Here is a 13,656-nt window from a genome sequence, read left to right as displayed (position 1 = left end):
GTTGGGGAAACACCCGGTCCCATTCCGAACCCGGTAGTTAAGCCCTTCTGCGCCGATGGTACTGCACTGGTTACGGTGTGGGAGAGTAGGTCGCCGCCGGACAATCTTTCAGAAGACCCCTGCGGGTCGAGCACAACGTGCTCCCCGCAGGGGTCTTTTGCATGTCCAGGTGCAGGAGTTCGCAGCCTGATTTTCGCTTGCACGCCCTGATCTCATGAACCCATGGACGCGGTCGTGCACACCACCCTCGAGTCGTTCGACGCCGCCACCCACGATCGGCTCGCGGCCGATCCGGTGCGGAACACGATCGCGCTCACCTCGCTCGACCGCGTACGCCGGCTCCCCGACCCCGAACGTCCTCCGACTTTGATCACGTTCCACGACCGGGGTCAGGTCATCGGCTGCCTGATTCGCACTCCGCCGTGGCCGTTCCAAGCTGCCGACCTGCCGCTGGAGGCGGTGGACCTGGCGGTGCGGACCGCGCGCGAAATCGACCCCGGCGCCCCTGGCGTGACCGGCCCGAAGGACAGGTCGGTGGCGTTCGCCACGGCGTGGGGCGAGCCGTTCCGCGAGACCCTGGCGACCAGGCAGTACTTCCTGGGCACGCTCGTCCCTCCTGACGTCGCCGGTTCCGGCCGCATGGCGACCGAGGACGACGTTCCCGTGCTGGGACTGTGGCTCAAGGCGTTCACAGAGGAGGCGGTTCCGCACGCGCCGCGCGGCCTGTCGGCCGAGGAGACCGTGAGCACCTCCCTGGGACTCGGCAACGGGCTGGCCGTCTGGGAGATGGACGGCACTTTGGTCGCCTGGGCTTCAGCGAGCCTTCCTCAGGCCGGCATGTCGAGGATCGGTCCGGTCTACACCCCGCCAGAGCACCGCAAGCACGGTTATGGCGCGGCCGTCACCGCGGTGGCGAGCCGGTGGGCGCTGGGACAGGGTGCCGAGCACGTGCTCCTTTTCGCCGATCTGACCAACCCGATCTCCAACTCCATCTACCAGCGCATCGGCTACCGGCCGTTGACCGACTGTGCGGAGTATGTGTGGAAGCGTTAGTGCACAACGACATCCGGGACTTCGTGGCCACGGCCGGCGCGTTCCTCGAAGCCGATCCGGTGAACCACAGCGTGCATCTGACCGGTGTGGACGCCGCCCTGCGTGGCGAGCGGCAGCTCGTCACGTTGATCTCGTTGCACGACAACGGAACCGTGGTCGGCGCGGTGACCCAGATGGCGGGTCGTCCGCTGCACGTCGCCGCGATGCCGCCGTCCGCGGCCCCTGTCGTCGTGGAGGCTCTGCGGGAGCGGGAGATCGACGAGGTCACCGGAACGCGAGACAGGGTCGATGCCTTCCGCAGGCTGTGGCGGGACGGCGGCAGGGAGCTCTACGCCCTGCGGCTGTACCGGCTGGAGGACCTGGCGGTGCCGGAGGTGCCGGGGGAGTCGAGGCTCGCCACGCCCGCCGACGACGACCTGATCACCGACTGGTGGATCGCGTTCTGGGCCGAGCTGGACGGCTCACGCGGCAGGACGCGGAGGAGCGGGCGATGGACAGCCGGTGGATGTCGGCGGGGCACGTGCTGTGGCTCGTCGACGGAGTGCCGGTGTCCTGGGCGGGGAGCACCACTCCGGTCGGCGGGGTGTCGCGGGTCGGCCCGGTCTACACCCCTCCCGAGCACCGCCGGAACGGCTACGCGGCCGCGGTCACCGCGGCGGTCAGCCAGTGGGCGTACGAGGCAGGCGCCGACCACGTCGTGCTCACCGCGGACCTCGCCAACCCGACCTCGAACTCCGTCTACCAGGGGATCGGCTTCCGCGCCGTCTCCGACTGGACGGAGTTCCGCTGGAACTAGTCGAAGAGCTCAGGGGAGCGCGGGCGATTGCGGACGTGCGAGGAGAACACGAGCGACGTGGTGGTGTCGCCGTACCGCTGCATCACCTCGACCAGCTCTTCGAGTTCGACCATCGACCGGCAGACGACGCGCAGCAGCCAGCAGTCATCTCCGGTCACGTGATCGGCGTCCAGGACTTGCGGCAGCACCAGAACCTGGGACCGGAACCGCGGCGTGTCGAGCGACCGCACCCGCACGCGCACGATCGACTCGATCGGGAGGCCCAGCCGGGCCGGCGAGACCACCGCGACGAAGCCCGTGATCACGCCCAGCGACTCCAGGCGCCGCACCCGTTCGGTCACGGCCGGCGCGGACAGCGACACCTCGCGGCCCAGCGCGGTGAACGACATCCGCCCGTCCTGCTGCAGCAGGTTCAGGATCTTCCAGTCCACGGCGTCGAGTTCCACCTGGAAATCATAAGGAAAAAACCTTGAACGCCTGGATTTCCGCGTGCCAAAGCCGGAAGTGTCCCAGCAGGATCAAAGGCATGACCAACGCACTGCGCTTCCCCGCCGCCGACCCGCACATCGCCGCCGGCTTCTTCGCCGCCGAGCTCGCGTTCGAGGCCGATCCCGACGACGTCCACCGCGACCTCCAGGCCGGCAACACCCAGGGATACGTCCTGGTGGAAACGCGCGCACCCGAGGCGTTCGCACAAGCGCGCATTCCAGGTGCGATCAACCTGCCCTACCGTGACCTGCCCGAGCAGCTCGACCTCGATCCGAACCTGGTCTACATCTGCTACTGCGAGAGCTTCCAGTGCAACGCCGCCACGAAGGGCGCGCTGGAACTCGCCCGCAGGGGATATCGGGTGAAGCGGCTCTCCGGAGGCATCACGGCGTGGCGGGAGGCGGGCTATCCGATCGAGTCGGATCAGCTCGTTGGAGCGAATGTTTCTAAGGTCGCGTGTCATTGCTGAGTCAAGCCGACATAGGCTCACATGTGTGACCGCACCGCGTTTGCTCGTCCTGCAGCCCTCGCAGTCAGACCCTTTGGCCAAGCTGGGTGACTGGCTGGAGGCCGACGGCATGGAGCTTCACCTCGTGTCGCTGCGGGACGAGCCCGCGCCGGAGAACCTCGACGGCTACCAGGGCGTGATCTGCCTCGGCGGCGAGATGGGCGCGCTGGACGACGTCGAGCACCCCTGGCTCGCGGATGCCCGTCGCCTGCTCTCGAACGCGGTGGCGCAAAGGCTTCCCACCCTCGCGATCTGCCTTGGAGCGCAGCTGCTCGCGGCCGCCACCGGTGGACAGGTGCGCAAGGGTCCGCAGGGGCCCGAGGTCGGGGTGCTGCTGGTGGCGAAGCGGGACGCGGCCGGCACCGACCCGCTGTTCGCGGACCTGCCGTTCACGCCCGACGTGCTGCAGTTTCACAGCGACGAGGTTCACGTGCTTCCGCCGAGCGCGGAACACCTGGCCGCTTCCCCGAAATACCCGAATCAGGCGTTTCGGGTGGGGGCGTCTGCTTACGGTCTGCAGTTCCACATCGAGACGACACCGGAAATCGTCTTGAACTGGGCGGCGAAGGATCCTGATTCGGCTGCGTACGCCCGGCCACACCATTTCGACCAGGACTTCCTCGCTGAGGCCCACCGCGACTTCGAAGAGGTGTGGCAGCCGTTCGTGGCCAGATTCGCGAAGCTGGTACGGGGAGAACTGTCGCCCGCGGGGTGTTTGGGCACACAACTTCCGTTGGTGTGACGTTACTTTCGTAGGTTATATAGCCTCGTGAGTACCCGGTAACGTCGTGCGAGCACCTTGTTCGATCCAGCCGGAGGATCAGTGTGGATCCCGCTCTTGTAGTGATCATCGTCGTCGTCACTGCTCTCATCTTCGACTTCACCAACGGGTTCCACGACACGGCCAACGCCATGGCCACCTCCATCGCCACCGGCGCGCTGAAGCCCCGGACGGCGGTCGCGCTGTCGGCGGGTCTCAACCTCGTCGGCGCGTTCCTCTCCGTCGAGGTGGCCAAGACCATCTCCGGCGGGATCGTCGACGACGCCCAGATCACGCCCGCGGTCATCTTCGGCGGGCTGGTCGGCGCGATCATGTGGAACCTCGTCACCTGGTACGTGGGCCTGCCGTCGAGCTCGTCGCACGCACTGTTCGGCGGACTGATCGGTGCCGCGTGGGTCGCGTCCGGTGTGGACTCCATCCACTTCGCCAAGGTCGTCGACAAGGTGCTGGTGCCCGCGGTGGTCGCGCCGCTGGTCGCCGGCATCGTCGCGGCACTGGCCACGATCGTCGTCTACCGGCTCAAGAAGTCCGCTGATCCGCAGGTCTCGCACACCGGCTTCAAGGTCGGCCAGGTCGCATCCGCCTCGCTGGTCTCGCTCGCGCACGGCACGAACGACGCGCAGAAGACCATGGGCATCATCACGCTCGCGCTGATCACGTCCGGCTCGCTCGCGCCAGGCTCGGCGCCGCCCACCTGGGTGATCGTGAGCGCCGGTCTCGCGATCGCGCTCGGCACGTACCTCGGCGGCTGGCGCATCACGCACACCCTTGGCCGGGGCCTGACGACCATCGAGCCCGCGCAAGGCTTCGCGGCGCAGACCTCGACGGCCACCGCGATCCTCGCGTCGTCGCACCTCGGTTCGCGCTGTCCACCACGCACGTCGCGTCCGGCGGCATCATGGGCTCCGGTCTCGGCCGCGACCGGCACGGCGTCAAGTGGGGCACGATGGGCAAGATGGCCGCGGGCTGGCTGTTCACGCTGCCCGCCGCCGGCGTCGTCGGCGCGATCGCGGGCAAGTGGGCGTCCAGCGGGACCACGGGTGTCATCGGGGTCGCCGTGATCGGCGCCGCCGTGGCGATCGGGATCTGGATCCTGTCGCGGCGGGAGCCGGTGAGGCCCGAGCACATCGTCGACGAGGTGGCCGCTCAGGCCGAACTGCACAAGGTGGCGGCATGACGATCAAGTGGCAGGCGCTGCTCGAGGTCTTCGGGGCCACGTTGCTGGTGACGTTGCTCGTGGTGACGCTGTTCGTGTTCGGCATCCGTGCGTTGTCGAGCGACAAGAAGGTTCCCGCCGTGGCGAGCTTCGCCGGTTGCGTGGCGGTCGTGCTGTACGGACTCTCACTGATCGTCTTCTAGCGCTGTGCGGGCATTAGGGTTGGCTCTTGATGAGCGAACCTGTCCGCGCCGCGTCACCAGCAAGATTCGGACTCACCGAGCCCCGCAGCGAAGAAGTGCTGCGCGGCCTCGGCCTGTGGGCTGACCGCCGTCCCGCGGACGGCTCGGAGCCGGTGCTGTCCGCCCTCTCCCGTTGCCCCGACCCCGATCTGGCGTTGCGCGGACTGGAGCGGCTGCACTCGGTCGCCGAGTGGGACGCCCTGTCGGCCGCGCTGCACGAAGACGTGCTCGTGCGGGGCCGTCTGCTCGCCGTGCTCGGCTCCTCGACGGCACTGTCGGACTTCCTCGTCGTGAACCCGGACCGGTGGCGTTCGCTCACCAACGGGGTCGACGTGTCGCTGGAGCTGCCGGACGGCGGCGTGCTGCGCACCGAGTACCGCGCGAAGCTGCTGCTCGTGGCGGCCAACGACCTGGCGCACGTCGTCGAGCCCACGCTGCCGTTCGTCCCGTACGACACGGTGGCCGCGCAGCTGTCCGACCTCGCGGTGTCGGCGTTGCGGGCGTCGCTGAAGCTCGCTTCGGAACGCGTGAACGGCGCCGACCGCTGCCGGCTCGCGGTGATCGCGATGGGCAAGTGCGGCGCGAACGAGCTGAACTACGTGAGCGACGTCGACGTCGTGTTCGTCGCCGAGGGCGATCTGAGCGCGGCGACCCGGCTGGCCAGCACGATGATGCAGATCGCGGGCCAGTCGTGCTTCGAGGTCGACGCGGCGCTGCGGCCGGAGGGCAAGGCGGGCGCACTGGTCCGCACGCTCGACGGGCACGCCTCCTACTACAAGAAGTGGGCGCGGACCTGGGAGTTCCAGGCGCTGCTCAAGGCGCGGCCGGTCGCGGGCGACGCCGAGCTGGGGCAGGCCTACCTCGACGTCGTGCGGCCGTACGTGTGGACGGCGGCCGAGCGGGAGAACTTCGTCGAGGACGTGCAGGCGATGCGCCGCCGCGTCGAGGACCACGTGCCGACTGGGCTCGCCGACCGCGAGCTCAAGCTCGGCCGCGGCGGTCTGCGCGACGTCGAGTTCGCGGTGCAGCTGCTGCAGCTCGTGCACGGTCGTTCCGACGAAGAGCTGCGCATCCAGGCGACGACCGCCGCGCTGGCCGCGTTGGGCAGGGGCGGGTACATCGGGCGCAACGACGCGGCGGACTTCGGGCGCTCGTACCGGTTCCTGCGCACGTTGGAGCACCGGCTGCAGCTGCAGCGTTTACTGCGCACGCACCTCTTTCCCGCGGATGACGACATCACGTCGTTGCGCTGGCTCGCACGCTCTGTCGGTCTGGCGGCTGACGGGCGGAAGTCGGAGGGGCAGGTGCTGCTCGCGGAGTTCCGCAAGCACGCCAACCAGGTCCGGCGACTGCACGAGAAGCTCTTCTACCGGCCGCTGCTGCAATCCGTGGCGGGCGTGCCCACCGAGGCGTTGCGGCTCACGACCAAGGAGGCCGTGGCCCGGCTCGCCGCTTTGGGCTACGCCTCGCCCGACGGCGCGTTGCGGCACATCCAGGCGTTGACGCGCGGCGTGTCCCGGCGCGCTCGCATCCAGGGTGCCTTGCTGCCGGTGCTGCTGGACCTCTTCGCCGGCACGCCCGATCCGGACGGCGGGCTGCTCGCGTATCGGAAGGTCTCCGAGGCGCTCGCGGAAACCCCCTGGTACCTGCGTCTTCTGCGCGACGAGGGTGCTGTCGTCGAACGGCTCGCGGTGCTTCTCGGCACCTCGCGTTTCGTTCCCGATCTGCTGGTGCGGGCGCCGGAGGTGTTGCGGCTGCTCGCGGACACCGAGGCGTTGGTCGGCCGTGATCCGCACTCGATCGGAAACCCTTTGCGCAGCGCGGTTTCCCGGTACGACGACCTGACCAGAGCCGTTGCCGCGGCGAGGTCGTTGCGGCGGCACGAGATGTTGCGGATCGCTGCCGCGGACCTGTTGGGGTTCATGCCGTTGGAGACGGTGTGCATCTCGCTGTCCGAGGTGTGGGGCGCGGTGCTGCAGAGCGCGTTGGACGCGGCGGTGCGTGCGGCAGGTGAGCCCGTCGCGACGCTGGCCGTGATCGGCATGGGACGGCTGGGCGGGCACGAGCTCGGGTACGGGTCGGACGCGGACGTGATGTTCGTGTGCCGGCCGCTCGAGGGCGTGACCGATGCCCAGGCGGCGAAGTGGGCGGGCGGCGTCGTGGAGAACATCCGGCGGCTGCTCGGCGCGTCGTCGCAGGACCCGCCGCTGCAGGTGGACGCGGATCTGCGGCCTGAGGGCCGGCAGGGGCCGCTGGTCAGGACCCTGGACTCGTACCGCGCGTACTACCGGCAGTGGGCTGAGCTCTGGGAGAAGCAGGCGCTGCTGCGGGCGCGGTTCATCGCGGGCGATGCTTCCCTGGGCGCCGAGTTCGAGGCGTTGATCGAGCCGCTGCGGTATCCGGCCGACGGTCTGGACGCGGCGTCGGTGCGGGAGATCCGGCGGATCAAGGCGCGGGTCGACGCGGAACGGCTGCCGCGCGGTGCCGACCCGAGCACGCACACCAAGCTCGGGCGCGGTGGGCTCGCGGACGTCGAGTGGACCGTGCAGCTGTTGCAGCTGCAGCACTCCGGTGCCGTACCTGACCTGCGCACACCGTCCACAATGGCCGCGATGGCCGCTGCGGTCGAGGCCGGTTTGCTGGCCTCCGACGACGCCGCTGCCTTGACCGCGGCGTGGAACCTCGCGACGCACGCGCGCAACGCGGTGACGTTGGTGCGGGGCAAGGCGTCCGACCAGCTGCCGACGTCCGGGCGCGACCTCGTCGCTGTCGCTTCGGTGATGGGGTATCAGCCCGATGGCGATCCGGGAGAGTTCCTGGAGGAATATCGCCGCACCACCCGCCGTGCACGTGCGGTAGCCGAACGAGTCTTCTACGGTGAGGGACTGTGAAAGCCATCGCGTTTACCCACTTCGGCGACGCCGAGGTCATGTCGTGGCAGGAGCTGCCCGATCCGCTGCTCGGGCCCGACCAGGTCCTGGTGGAGGTCAAGGCGGCCGGGGTGAACCCGGTGGACTTCAAGATCAGAGCCGGGTACCTGCAGGGTCTGATGCCGCACCACATGCCGTTGATCCCGGGCTGGGACGTGGCGGGGGTGGTGCGGGCGGTCGGGATCGGCGTGCAGGACTGGAAGCCGGGCGACGAGGTGCTCGCCTATGCGCGCAAGGACCACGTTCAGTTCGGTGCCTACGCCGAGCTGATCTCGGTGCCGGATCGGATGATCGCGCGCAAACCGTCCACCGTGGACTTCGTGACGGCGGCCGCCCTGCCGCTGACCGGGCTGACGGCGTTGCAGTCGTTGAAGGCGGTCGGCACCGGGGCGGGGGACGTCGTGCTGGTGCACGCGGCCGCGGGCGGTGTCGGGCATCTGCAGGTGCAGATCGCGCGTGAGTTGGGTGCCGCGCGGGTCATCGGTACGGCGTCGCCGCGCAACCACGACTTCGTCCGGTCGCTCGGAGCCGAACCGGTGGCGTACGGCGATGCGCTGGTCGACACCGTCGCCGAGCTGATCGGTGGGGACGGCCGGGTCGACGTGGTGATCGACAACGTCGGCGGGCTCGCGTTCGACCAGTCGTTGCAGCTGGTGAGGGACCGGGCGAGGATGACATCCATTGTGGACGGGCCTCGCGCGCTGGAGAACGGCGTGATCAACACGTGGGCGCGGCCGAACGCCGAGCAGACGCAGTGGCTCGTCGATCTTGTCGCGGCGGGAAAGTTGCGCGTCGAGGTGCAGCAGACGTTTCCGTTGGCAGAGGCCGTGAAGGCGCACAAGCTGCTCGAAGGTGGGCACGTGCGCGGGAAAGTCGTACTAACAGTCTGAAATCTTCATGTATATCTTCAGGTTTGGGGGCACTCCTGGCGGGGTGCCCCCACTTCTGGGCTGCTCAGTCCTCGTCCTCGTCGGGGTCGACAGCGGGAGCGCTGGTGTAAACCTCGACCACCCACTCCTCCTCCAACGACTCTGCGTCGTCGGCGTCGGGAACGAGGCGGTTGTAGACGCGGACACCGAGGTCGAGCACGTCAGCGGCCTGAACCGCTTCGAGCGCCTCGGCTGCCGAGTCGACGATGTGGGTGGTGAGCAGCTGCGGAGCCGTGAATTCGGCGACTTCTTGGGACACGCGCGGACCCTAGCGCATTGACGTTTCACGCAATCGAGATGAGACTAGCTGCGCTCAGTGGGGGAGCTGTTGTTTGTCACGGGGGTCGAACAGAGGAAGTCATGCAGCATCGTCGGGTCACGCGCCGAGGTAAGACCGTGATCGCCATCGCGGGTGTTGCGGTCGGGGTGCTCGCGTTACTGGGTGTGATTCAGTTTGTACTGAGCGGTGAGAACTCCGCCGCCCAGCCCAACGCGACAGCGACCACCACCACGTCGAATGGCGTCGAAACCCCTGACGGCGCACTGGAAACCACCGAGCCCTCTGCCGACGTGAAGGTCCAGACGGGCTCCTTCAAACAGCAGCGCGGCATGCTCACCATCGAGGTGACGCGCGTAGAAGCCGCGAACGGCCGTGTGAAGCTCTTCGTAACGGCCACGAACGCCTCCCGGGCCAGGATGACCCTCCCCGTGGACGGCATCGCCGTTCTGGACGATCTGAACCGCACCTACGCGGCATCGAGCAGCAAGTGGGACGGCTTGGTCACCCAGGGCACCACGACATCGGGCACCGTCGTCCTCGACGAGAAGCTCGGCACGGGTGTGAACTCGCTCACTCTGACGTTCTCGTCGATCTCCGGCCAGTTCGCGCCGACCGGCGCCTCGATCACCGTGGCGGGGATCCCCGTCCCGAAGTGATTCGGCCCGCCGCTGTGGGTACGCCTCGTGCATGACTCAACGCGGAAGTGATCAACACGGCTTCGCGAAGGACGACCACCTCAAGAAGGAGGTCGAGAACGAGCTGCGTGCCGGCGGTCCGACGCGCTCCGAGGAGTGGCGCGAGCCCGAACTGCCCACCGCGGACGAAATCGATGAGAGCGAACGACCGTAGGCCACCTACTGTGGCCGCGTGAAGTTCTTGTTCTTCTGGGGCCACCAGCCCGAACACGACGGCAGCATCGGCAAGGGCTGCCTGTCGCAGTGGTGGCCGTGCTCCTTCGTCGTCGACGGGCAACGGTTCGCGTCCGCCGAGCACTACATGATGTGGCGCAAGGCCTTGCTGTTCGGCGATGACTCCGTCGCCACGCGAGTGCTCGCCGCTTCGTCCCCCGCCGAGGCGAAGGCTTTGGGGCGTGAGGCTTCCGGGTTTGTCGACGACGTGTGGGTCTCGTCGCGCCTGGAGATCGTCGTCGAGGGCAACCTGGCGAAGTTCGGCCAGGATCCTGCCTTGCGTTCCTACCTGCTGAGCACGGGTTCTCGCGTGCTGGTCGAGGCCAGCCCGCAGGACCGCGTGTGGGGCATCGGTTTGGTCGCGTCCGATCCGCGCGCGTCCGACCCGTCGTCGTGGCTGGGGCTCAACCTGCTCGGCGAGGCCCTGATGGAGGTCCGCTCGAGGTTGTCCGCAGCGTGAGGTAGGTCGTCAACGCCGCCAACGTGATCCCGCACGGAACCAGTCCTTTTCGGATGTACGCGGGGATCTCGTTGAGCGGCACCCACTCGATCCTGGCCGCCTCTGCCGGATCGGGCTCGCCGGTCTTGACGGCTTCTGTGCCGACGAAGATGTGCGTCGTGTGGGAACTGAGCCCGTTCAACGGGTTGATGGTGACCAGCGGCTCCACGCTCACCTTGTAACCGGTTTCTTCCTCGGTTTCACGGATCGCCGCGGTCTCCACCGTCTCGTTCGCTTCCGCCCGGCCGGCCGGGATCTCCCAGCCCCACGCGTCGGTGGTGAACCGGTGGCGCCACATCAGCAGAACGTTGTCGTTGTCGACGACCACCACCGCTGTCGACGGATGTGGCAGGCGCACCACGTGGTGCTCGAACCGCGCGCCCTGCGGCACCTCGACGTCGTCGAGGTCGACGCTCATCCACTCCGACTCGTAGATCCTGCGGGTGCCGTGCACCGTCCACTGCGTCACGGCCAAGCAGTACCACGTGAACCTCGCGCTCGCGCCGCGCGTGTGTCTATGCGTTGGGGAAGGCGGGAGAAACGATGTTCAGCTATTCAGGACCGGCCCGGCTTGTCTACGTGGATGGCAGAACGGTCGAGCTGGACCGGGTGAATCTGATCGAGACGGTGACCGGTCGCCTCTGGCAGTGGTCCGGTGCTGGAACGTCCACGGAACCTCTCATCGGTGGCGACGCCCTGATCAGACTGCCGACCGGAACCGAGGCCGATGTCGTGGTCTCCAACGTCCGCGTGATCACCGGCGCGAGAGGCGTGTCGTGCAGTGCGACGTTGTTCGGAGTTCAGACGAGCTGAGGGCCGGGCGACTGAAGCAGTCGCCCGGCCCTCAGCAGCTAGAGCTTGTCGATCACACGTCGTAGTACAGCGCGAACTCGTAGGGGTTCGGGCGCAGACGCAGCGGGTCGATCTCCTGCTCACGCTTGAACGAGATCCAGGTGTCGATCACGTCCGGGGTGAACACGCCGCCCTCGAGCAGGAACTCGTGGTCGGCCTCCAGGTTGTCCAGCACGGCGTCGAGGGTCGCGGGGACCTGCTTGACGTCGCGAGCCTCCTCCGGCGGGAGCTCGTAGAGGTCCTTGTCGATCGGGGCCGGCGGCTCGATCTTGTTCTTCACGCCGTCGAGGCCGGCCATGACCATCGCCGAGAAGGCGAGGTACGGGTTGCCGGACGAGTCGGGGCAGCGGAACTCGATGCGCTTGGCCTTCGGGTTGTTGCCCGTGATCGGGATGCGGACGCACGCCGAGCGGTTGCGCTGGGAGTAGACCAGCGAGACCGGGGCCTCGTAGCCGGGGACCAGGCGGTGGTAGGAGTTCACCGTCGGGTTGGTGAAGGCCAGCAGCGACGGCGCGTGGTGCAGGATGCCGCCGATGTAGTGGCGTGCGGTGTCGGACAGGCCCGCGTAGCCGCTCTCGTCGTGGAACAGCGGCGCGCCGTCCTTCCACAGCGACTGGTGGGTGTGCATGCCAGAGCCGTTGTCGCCGAAGAGGGGCTTCGGCATGAACGTCACGGTCTTGCCGGCCTGCCACGCCGTGTTCTTGATGATGTACTTGAACAGCATCAGGTCGTCTGCGGCGTGCAGCAGGGTGTTGAACTTGTAGTTGATCTCCGCCTGGCCCGCGGTGCCGACCTCGTGGTGGGCGCGCTCGACCGTGAAGCCCTGGGCCTGCATGTTGAGGACCATCTGGTCGCGGAGGTCCGCGTAGTGGTCCGTCGGCGTGACGGGGAAGTAGCCGCCCTTGTACTTCACCTTGTAGCCGAGGTTGCCGCCCTCTTCCTCGCGGCCGGTGTTCCACCAGCCGGATTCCGAGTCGATCTTGTGGAAGGACCCGTTCGCGGTGGTGTCGAACTGGATCGAGTCGAAGATGTAGAACTCGGCCTCGGCACCGAAGTACGCGGTGTCGGCGATGCCGGAGTCGGTGATGTACTGCTCCGCCTTGCGCGCGATGTTGCGCGGGTCGCGGCTGTACGCCTCACGCGTGAACGGGTCGTGCACGAAGAAGTTGACGATCAGCGTCTTCTCGATGCGGAACGGGTCCAGGCGCGCGGTGTACAGGTCGGGCAGCAGCAGCATGTCCGACTCGTGGATGGACTGGAAGCCGCGGACGGAGGAGCCGTCGAAGGCGAGACCCTCTTCGATCGCGTCGGCATCGAACGCCTTGGCGGGCAGAGTGAAGTGCTGCATCACGCCGGGCAGGTCGCTGAACCGCACGTCGACGAACTTGACGCCCTCGTCGGAGATGAACTTCAGCACCTCGTCGGAATTTTTGAACACCCTCGTCGACTCCTTGACTATGGACAACGGCTGGTCATCGCGAGCGACCGTATGTCGGTGGTGTTGCCCGTCCGTCACTCCGATGTTTCGCCAGTGTTAACGGGGCCGCCCAAGCAGGCAAGGCGACCTGCCGGTGCTCACCCGTTGAGCACGGCTTTACTCTGGTGGGGTGAGCAAGTGGACCGGTTCGTGGCTGTCAGGACCCCGTTCCGTGCTGGAGCCGGGCGAGGAGTCGAACGACGGCACCCAGCAGCGTTGGCGTGGTGAGCGTCACGGCTTCCCCGAGAAGGGGCCGGGCTCCATCGCCTCGATCGGACGGCGCACGGTCGCCATCCTGACCGACTTCCTTCTTTCCGCGGGCGTCGCGGCCCTGTTCACGCGGCCGGAACTGCCGCGCAACTGGAGCCTGCTGGCCTGGTTCGTCATCACCGTGGTCGCGGTGGCGTTCTTCGGGTTCACACCGGGCCACGCGCTGTTCGGGCTGCGGGTGGCGCGGATCGACGGCAAGGCGTTCGTGCACCTGCCCCGCGCGCTGCTGCGCACGGTCCTCATCTTCCCGCTGATCCCGGCGCTGGTCTGGGACTCGGACGGACGATGCCTGCACGACAAGGCGGCAGGCACCGTCGTCATCAAGGTCAGATAGTTCGAGCACGTCCTGTAATTGCACGGAGGCCCGCCGCACATCTCGTGCGGCGGGCCTCTGCGGCTGGTGGGAGCCGGGTCAGCGGCGGCGCATCGCGCGCTGGACGTTGCGCATCTTCGCGCCCGCCGGCATCGGGCCTTGGGCAGTGCGGC

The 13,656-nt window shown here is 67.9% G+C and carries 17 protein-coding genes, 1 rRNA gene and 1 pseudogene; 14 read left to right on the top strand and 5 right to left on the bottom strand.

Going from position 1 to position 13,656, the window contains the following annotated elements; genetic code table 11:
- Together rrf and FXN61_RS55925 are read left to right on the top strand one after the other, a co-directional pair.
- A 5S ribosomal RNA gene (gene rrf / locus FXN61_RS39130) occupies nucleotides 1-102 on the top strand; the annotation flags it as partial.
- A gap of 132 nt (nucleotides 103-234) precedes the next feature.
- Nucleotides 235-1,053, top strand: coding sequence for a GNAT family N-acetyltransferase (locus FXN61_RS55925; protein ID WP_223165800.1), 819 nt, complete (start codon nucleotides 235-237; stop codon nucleotides 1,051-1,053).
- On the opposite strand, the gene FXN61_RS55920 is transcribed toward FXN61_RS55925, so the two are convergent.
- On the bottom strand, nucleotides 1,050-1,247 hold the full coding sequence (locus tag FXN61_RS55920; RefSeq protein ID WP_223165799.1) for a hypothetical protein: 198 nt from the start codon (nucleotides 1,245-1,247) through the stop codon (nucleotides 1,050-1,052). The genes FXN61_RS55925 and FXN61_RS55920 overlap by 4 nt on opposite strands.
- A gap of 236 nt (nucleotides 1,248-1,483) precedes the next feature.
- On the opposite strand from FXN61_RS55920, the gene FXN61_RS55915 reads away from it, so the two are divergent.
- Entirely contained in the window at nucleotides 1,484-1,849 is a 366-nt protein-coding gene (locus FXN61_RS55915; protein ID WP_223165798.1) for a GNAT family N-acetyltransferase, read from the top strand.
- Here FXN61_RS55915 and FXN61_RS39115 read toward each other — a convergent pair.
- Nucleotides 1,846-2,295 carry an Lrp/AsnC family transcriptional regulator gene (locus FXN61_RS39115; RefSeq protein WP_167978948.1) on the bottom strand — a complete coding sequence of 150 codons (450 nt, stop codon included), beginning with the start codon at nucleotides 2,293-2,295 and terminating at the stop codon, nucleotides 1,846-1,848. The two genes, FXN61_RS55915 and FXN61_RS39115, sit on opposite strands and share 4 nt — an antisense overlap.
- A gap of 80 nt (nucleotides 2,296-2,375) precedes the next feature.
- Here FXN61_RS39115 and FXN61_RS39110 point away from each other — a divergent pair, with 80 nt between their 5' ends.
- The 6 genes and pseudogenes from FXN61_RS39110 (at nucleotide 2,376) to FXN61_RS39085 (ending at nucleotide 8,845) form a co-directional block, all read left to right on the top strand.
- On the top strand, nucleotides 2,376-2,807 hold the full coding sequence (locus FXN61_RS39110; protein ID WP_167978947.1) for a rhodanese-like domain-containing protein: 432 nt from the start codon (nucleotides 2,376-2,378) through the stop codon (nucleotides 2,805-2,807).
- A gap of 25 nt (nucleotides 2,808-2,832) precedes the next feature.
- Nucleotides 2,833-3,588 (top strand): type 1 glutamine amidotransferase, encoded by a 756-nt coding sequence (locus tag FXN61_RS39105; RefSeq protein ID WP_312878345.1) that lies wholly within the window; start codon nucleotides 2,833-2,835, stop codon nucleotides 3,586-3,588.
- An 83-nt stretch (nucleotides 3,589-3,671) separates the two neighbouring features.
- Nucleotides 3,672-4,804, top strand: a pseudogene (locus FXN61_RS39100) (inorganic phosphate transporter).
- Nucleotides 4,801-4,986 (top strand): hypothetical protein, encoded by a 186-nt coding sequence (locus tag FXN61_RS39095; protein WP_167978945.1) that lies wholly within the window; start codon nucleotides 4,801-4,803, stop codon nucleotides 4,984-4,986. Before FXN61_RS39100 ends, FXN61_RS39095 begins: the two are co-directional and overlap by 4 nt.
- A 29-nt stretch (nucleotides 4,987-5,015) precedes the next feature.
- On the top strand, nucleotides 5,016-7,916 hold the full coding sequence (locus tag FXN61_RS39090; RefSeq protein WP_167978944.1) for a bifunctional [glutamine synthetase] adenylyltransferase/[glutamine synthetase]-adenylyl-L-tyrosine phosphorylase: 2,901 nt from the start codon (nucleotides 5,016-5,018) through the stop codon (nucleotides 7,914-7,916).
- Complete coding sequence (locus FXN61_RS39085) at nucleotides 7,913-8,845, top strand: NADP-dependent oxidoreductase (protein WP_167978943.1); 933 nt, start codon at nucleotides 7,913-7,915, stop codon at nucleotides 8,843-8,845. Before FXN61_RS39090 ends, FXN61_RS39085 begins: the two co-directional genes overlap by 4 nt.
- A 64-nt stretch (nucleotides 8,846-8,909) precedes the next feature.
- On the opposite strand, the gene FXN61_RS39080 is transcribed toward FXN61_RS39085, so the two are convergent.
- Nucleotides 8,910-9,143 carry a hypothetical protein gene (locus FXN61_RS39080; RefSeq protein WP_167978942.1) on the bottom strand — a complete coding sequence of 78 codons (234 nt, stop codon included), beginning with the start codon at nucleotides 9,141-9,143 and terminating at the stop codon, nucleotides 8,910-8,912.
- Between the two features lie 137 nt (nucleotides 9,144-9,280).
- On the opposite strand from FXN61_RS39080, the gene FXN61_RS39075 reads away from it, so the two are divergent.
- The 3 genes from FXN61_RS39075 to ybiA are packed head-to-tail and all read left to right on the top strand — an operon-like array spanning nucleotide 9,281 to nucleotide 10,532.
- Nucleotides 9,281-9,820 (top strand): hypothetical protein, encoded by a 540-nt coding sequence (locus FXN61_RS39075; RefSeq protein WP_167978941.1) that lies wholly within the window; start codon nucleotides 9,281-9,283, stop codon nucleotides 9,818-9,820.
- A 31-nt stretch (nucleotides 9,821-9,851) separates the two neighbouring features.
- Nucleotides 9,852-10,013, top strand: a complete 162-nt coding sequence (locus FXN61_RS39070) for a hypothetical protein (RefSeq protein WP_167978940.1) — start codon at nucleotides 9,852-9,854, stop codon at nucleotides 10,011-10,013.
- A gap of 18 nt (nucleotides 10,014-10,031) precedes the next feature.
- Entirely contained in the window at nucleotides 10,032-10,532 is a 501-nt protein-coding gene (gene ybiA, locus FXN61_RS39065) for a riboflavin biosynthesis intermediates N-glycosidase (protein ID WP_167978939.1), read from the top strand.
- Here ybiA and FXN61_RS39060 read toward each other — a convergent pair.
- Nucleotides 10,477-11,040, bottom strand: a complete 564-nt coding sequence (locus FXN61_RS39060) for an NUDIX hydrolase (RefSeq protein ID WP_167978938.1) — start codon at nucleotides 11,038-11,040, stop codon at nucleotides 10,477-10,479. The genes ybiA and FXN61_RS39060 overlap by 56 nt on opposite strands.
- 140 nt (nucleotides 11,041-11,180) lie before the next feature.
- On the opposite strand from FXN61_RS39060, the gene FXN61_RS39055 reads away from it, so the two are divergent.
- Entirely contained in the window at nucleotides 11,181-11,384 is a 204-nt protein-coding gene (locus FXN61_RS39055) for a hypothetical protein (protein ID WP_167978937.1), read from the top strand.
- Between the two features lie 52 nt (nucleotides 11,385-11,436).
- On the opposite strand, the gene glnA is transcribed toward FXN61_RS39055, so the two are convergent.
- Nucleotides 11,437-12,861 (bottom strand): type I glutamate--ammonia ligase, encoded by a 1,425-nt coding sequence (gene glnA, locus FXN61_RS39050; protein WP_167978936.1) that lies wholly within the window; start codon nucleotides 12,859-12,861, stop codon nucleotides 11,437-11,439.
- Nucleotides 12,862-13,030: 169 nt separating this feature from the next.
- Here glnA and FXN61_RS39045 point away from each other — a divergent pair, with 169 nt between their 5' ends.
- Nucleotides 13,031-13,504, top strand: a complete 474-nt coding sequence (locus FXN61_RS39045) for an RDD family protein (protein WP_167978935.1) — start codon at nucleotides 13,031-13,033, stop codon at nucleotides 13,502-13,504.
- Nucleotides 13,505-13,656 lie beyond the last annotated feature (152 nt).

The organism is Lentzea indica, assembly GCF_012184385.1.
Classification (GTDB): Bacteria; Actinomycetota; Actinomycetes; order Mycobacteriales; family Pseudonocardiaceae; genus Lentzea; species Lentzea indica.
This window is presented reverse-complemented; position numbering and strand designations above follow the sequence as displayed.

Bases quoted from the DNA above. Each gene is read 5' to 3' on its own strand.
- FXN61_RS39095 (WP_167978945.1), top strand. From the start codon at position 4,801: ATGACGATCAAGTGGCAGGCGCTGCTCGAGGTCTTCGGGGCCACGTTG.
- FXN61_RS39070 (WP_167978940.1), top strand. From the start codon at position 9,852: ATGACTCAACGCGGAAGTGATCAACACGGCTTCGCGAAGGACGACCAC.
- FXN61_RS39090 (WP_167978944.1), top strand. From the start codon at position 5,016: ATGAGCGAACCTGTCCGCGCCGCGTCACCAGCAAGATTCGGACTCACC.
- FXN61_RS39110 (WP_167978947.1), top strand. From the start codon at position 2,376: ATGACCAACGCACTGCGCTTCCCCGCCGCCGACCCGCACATCGCCGCC.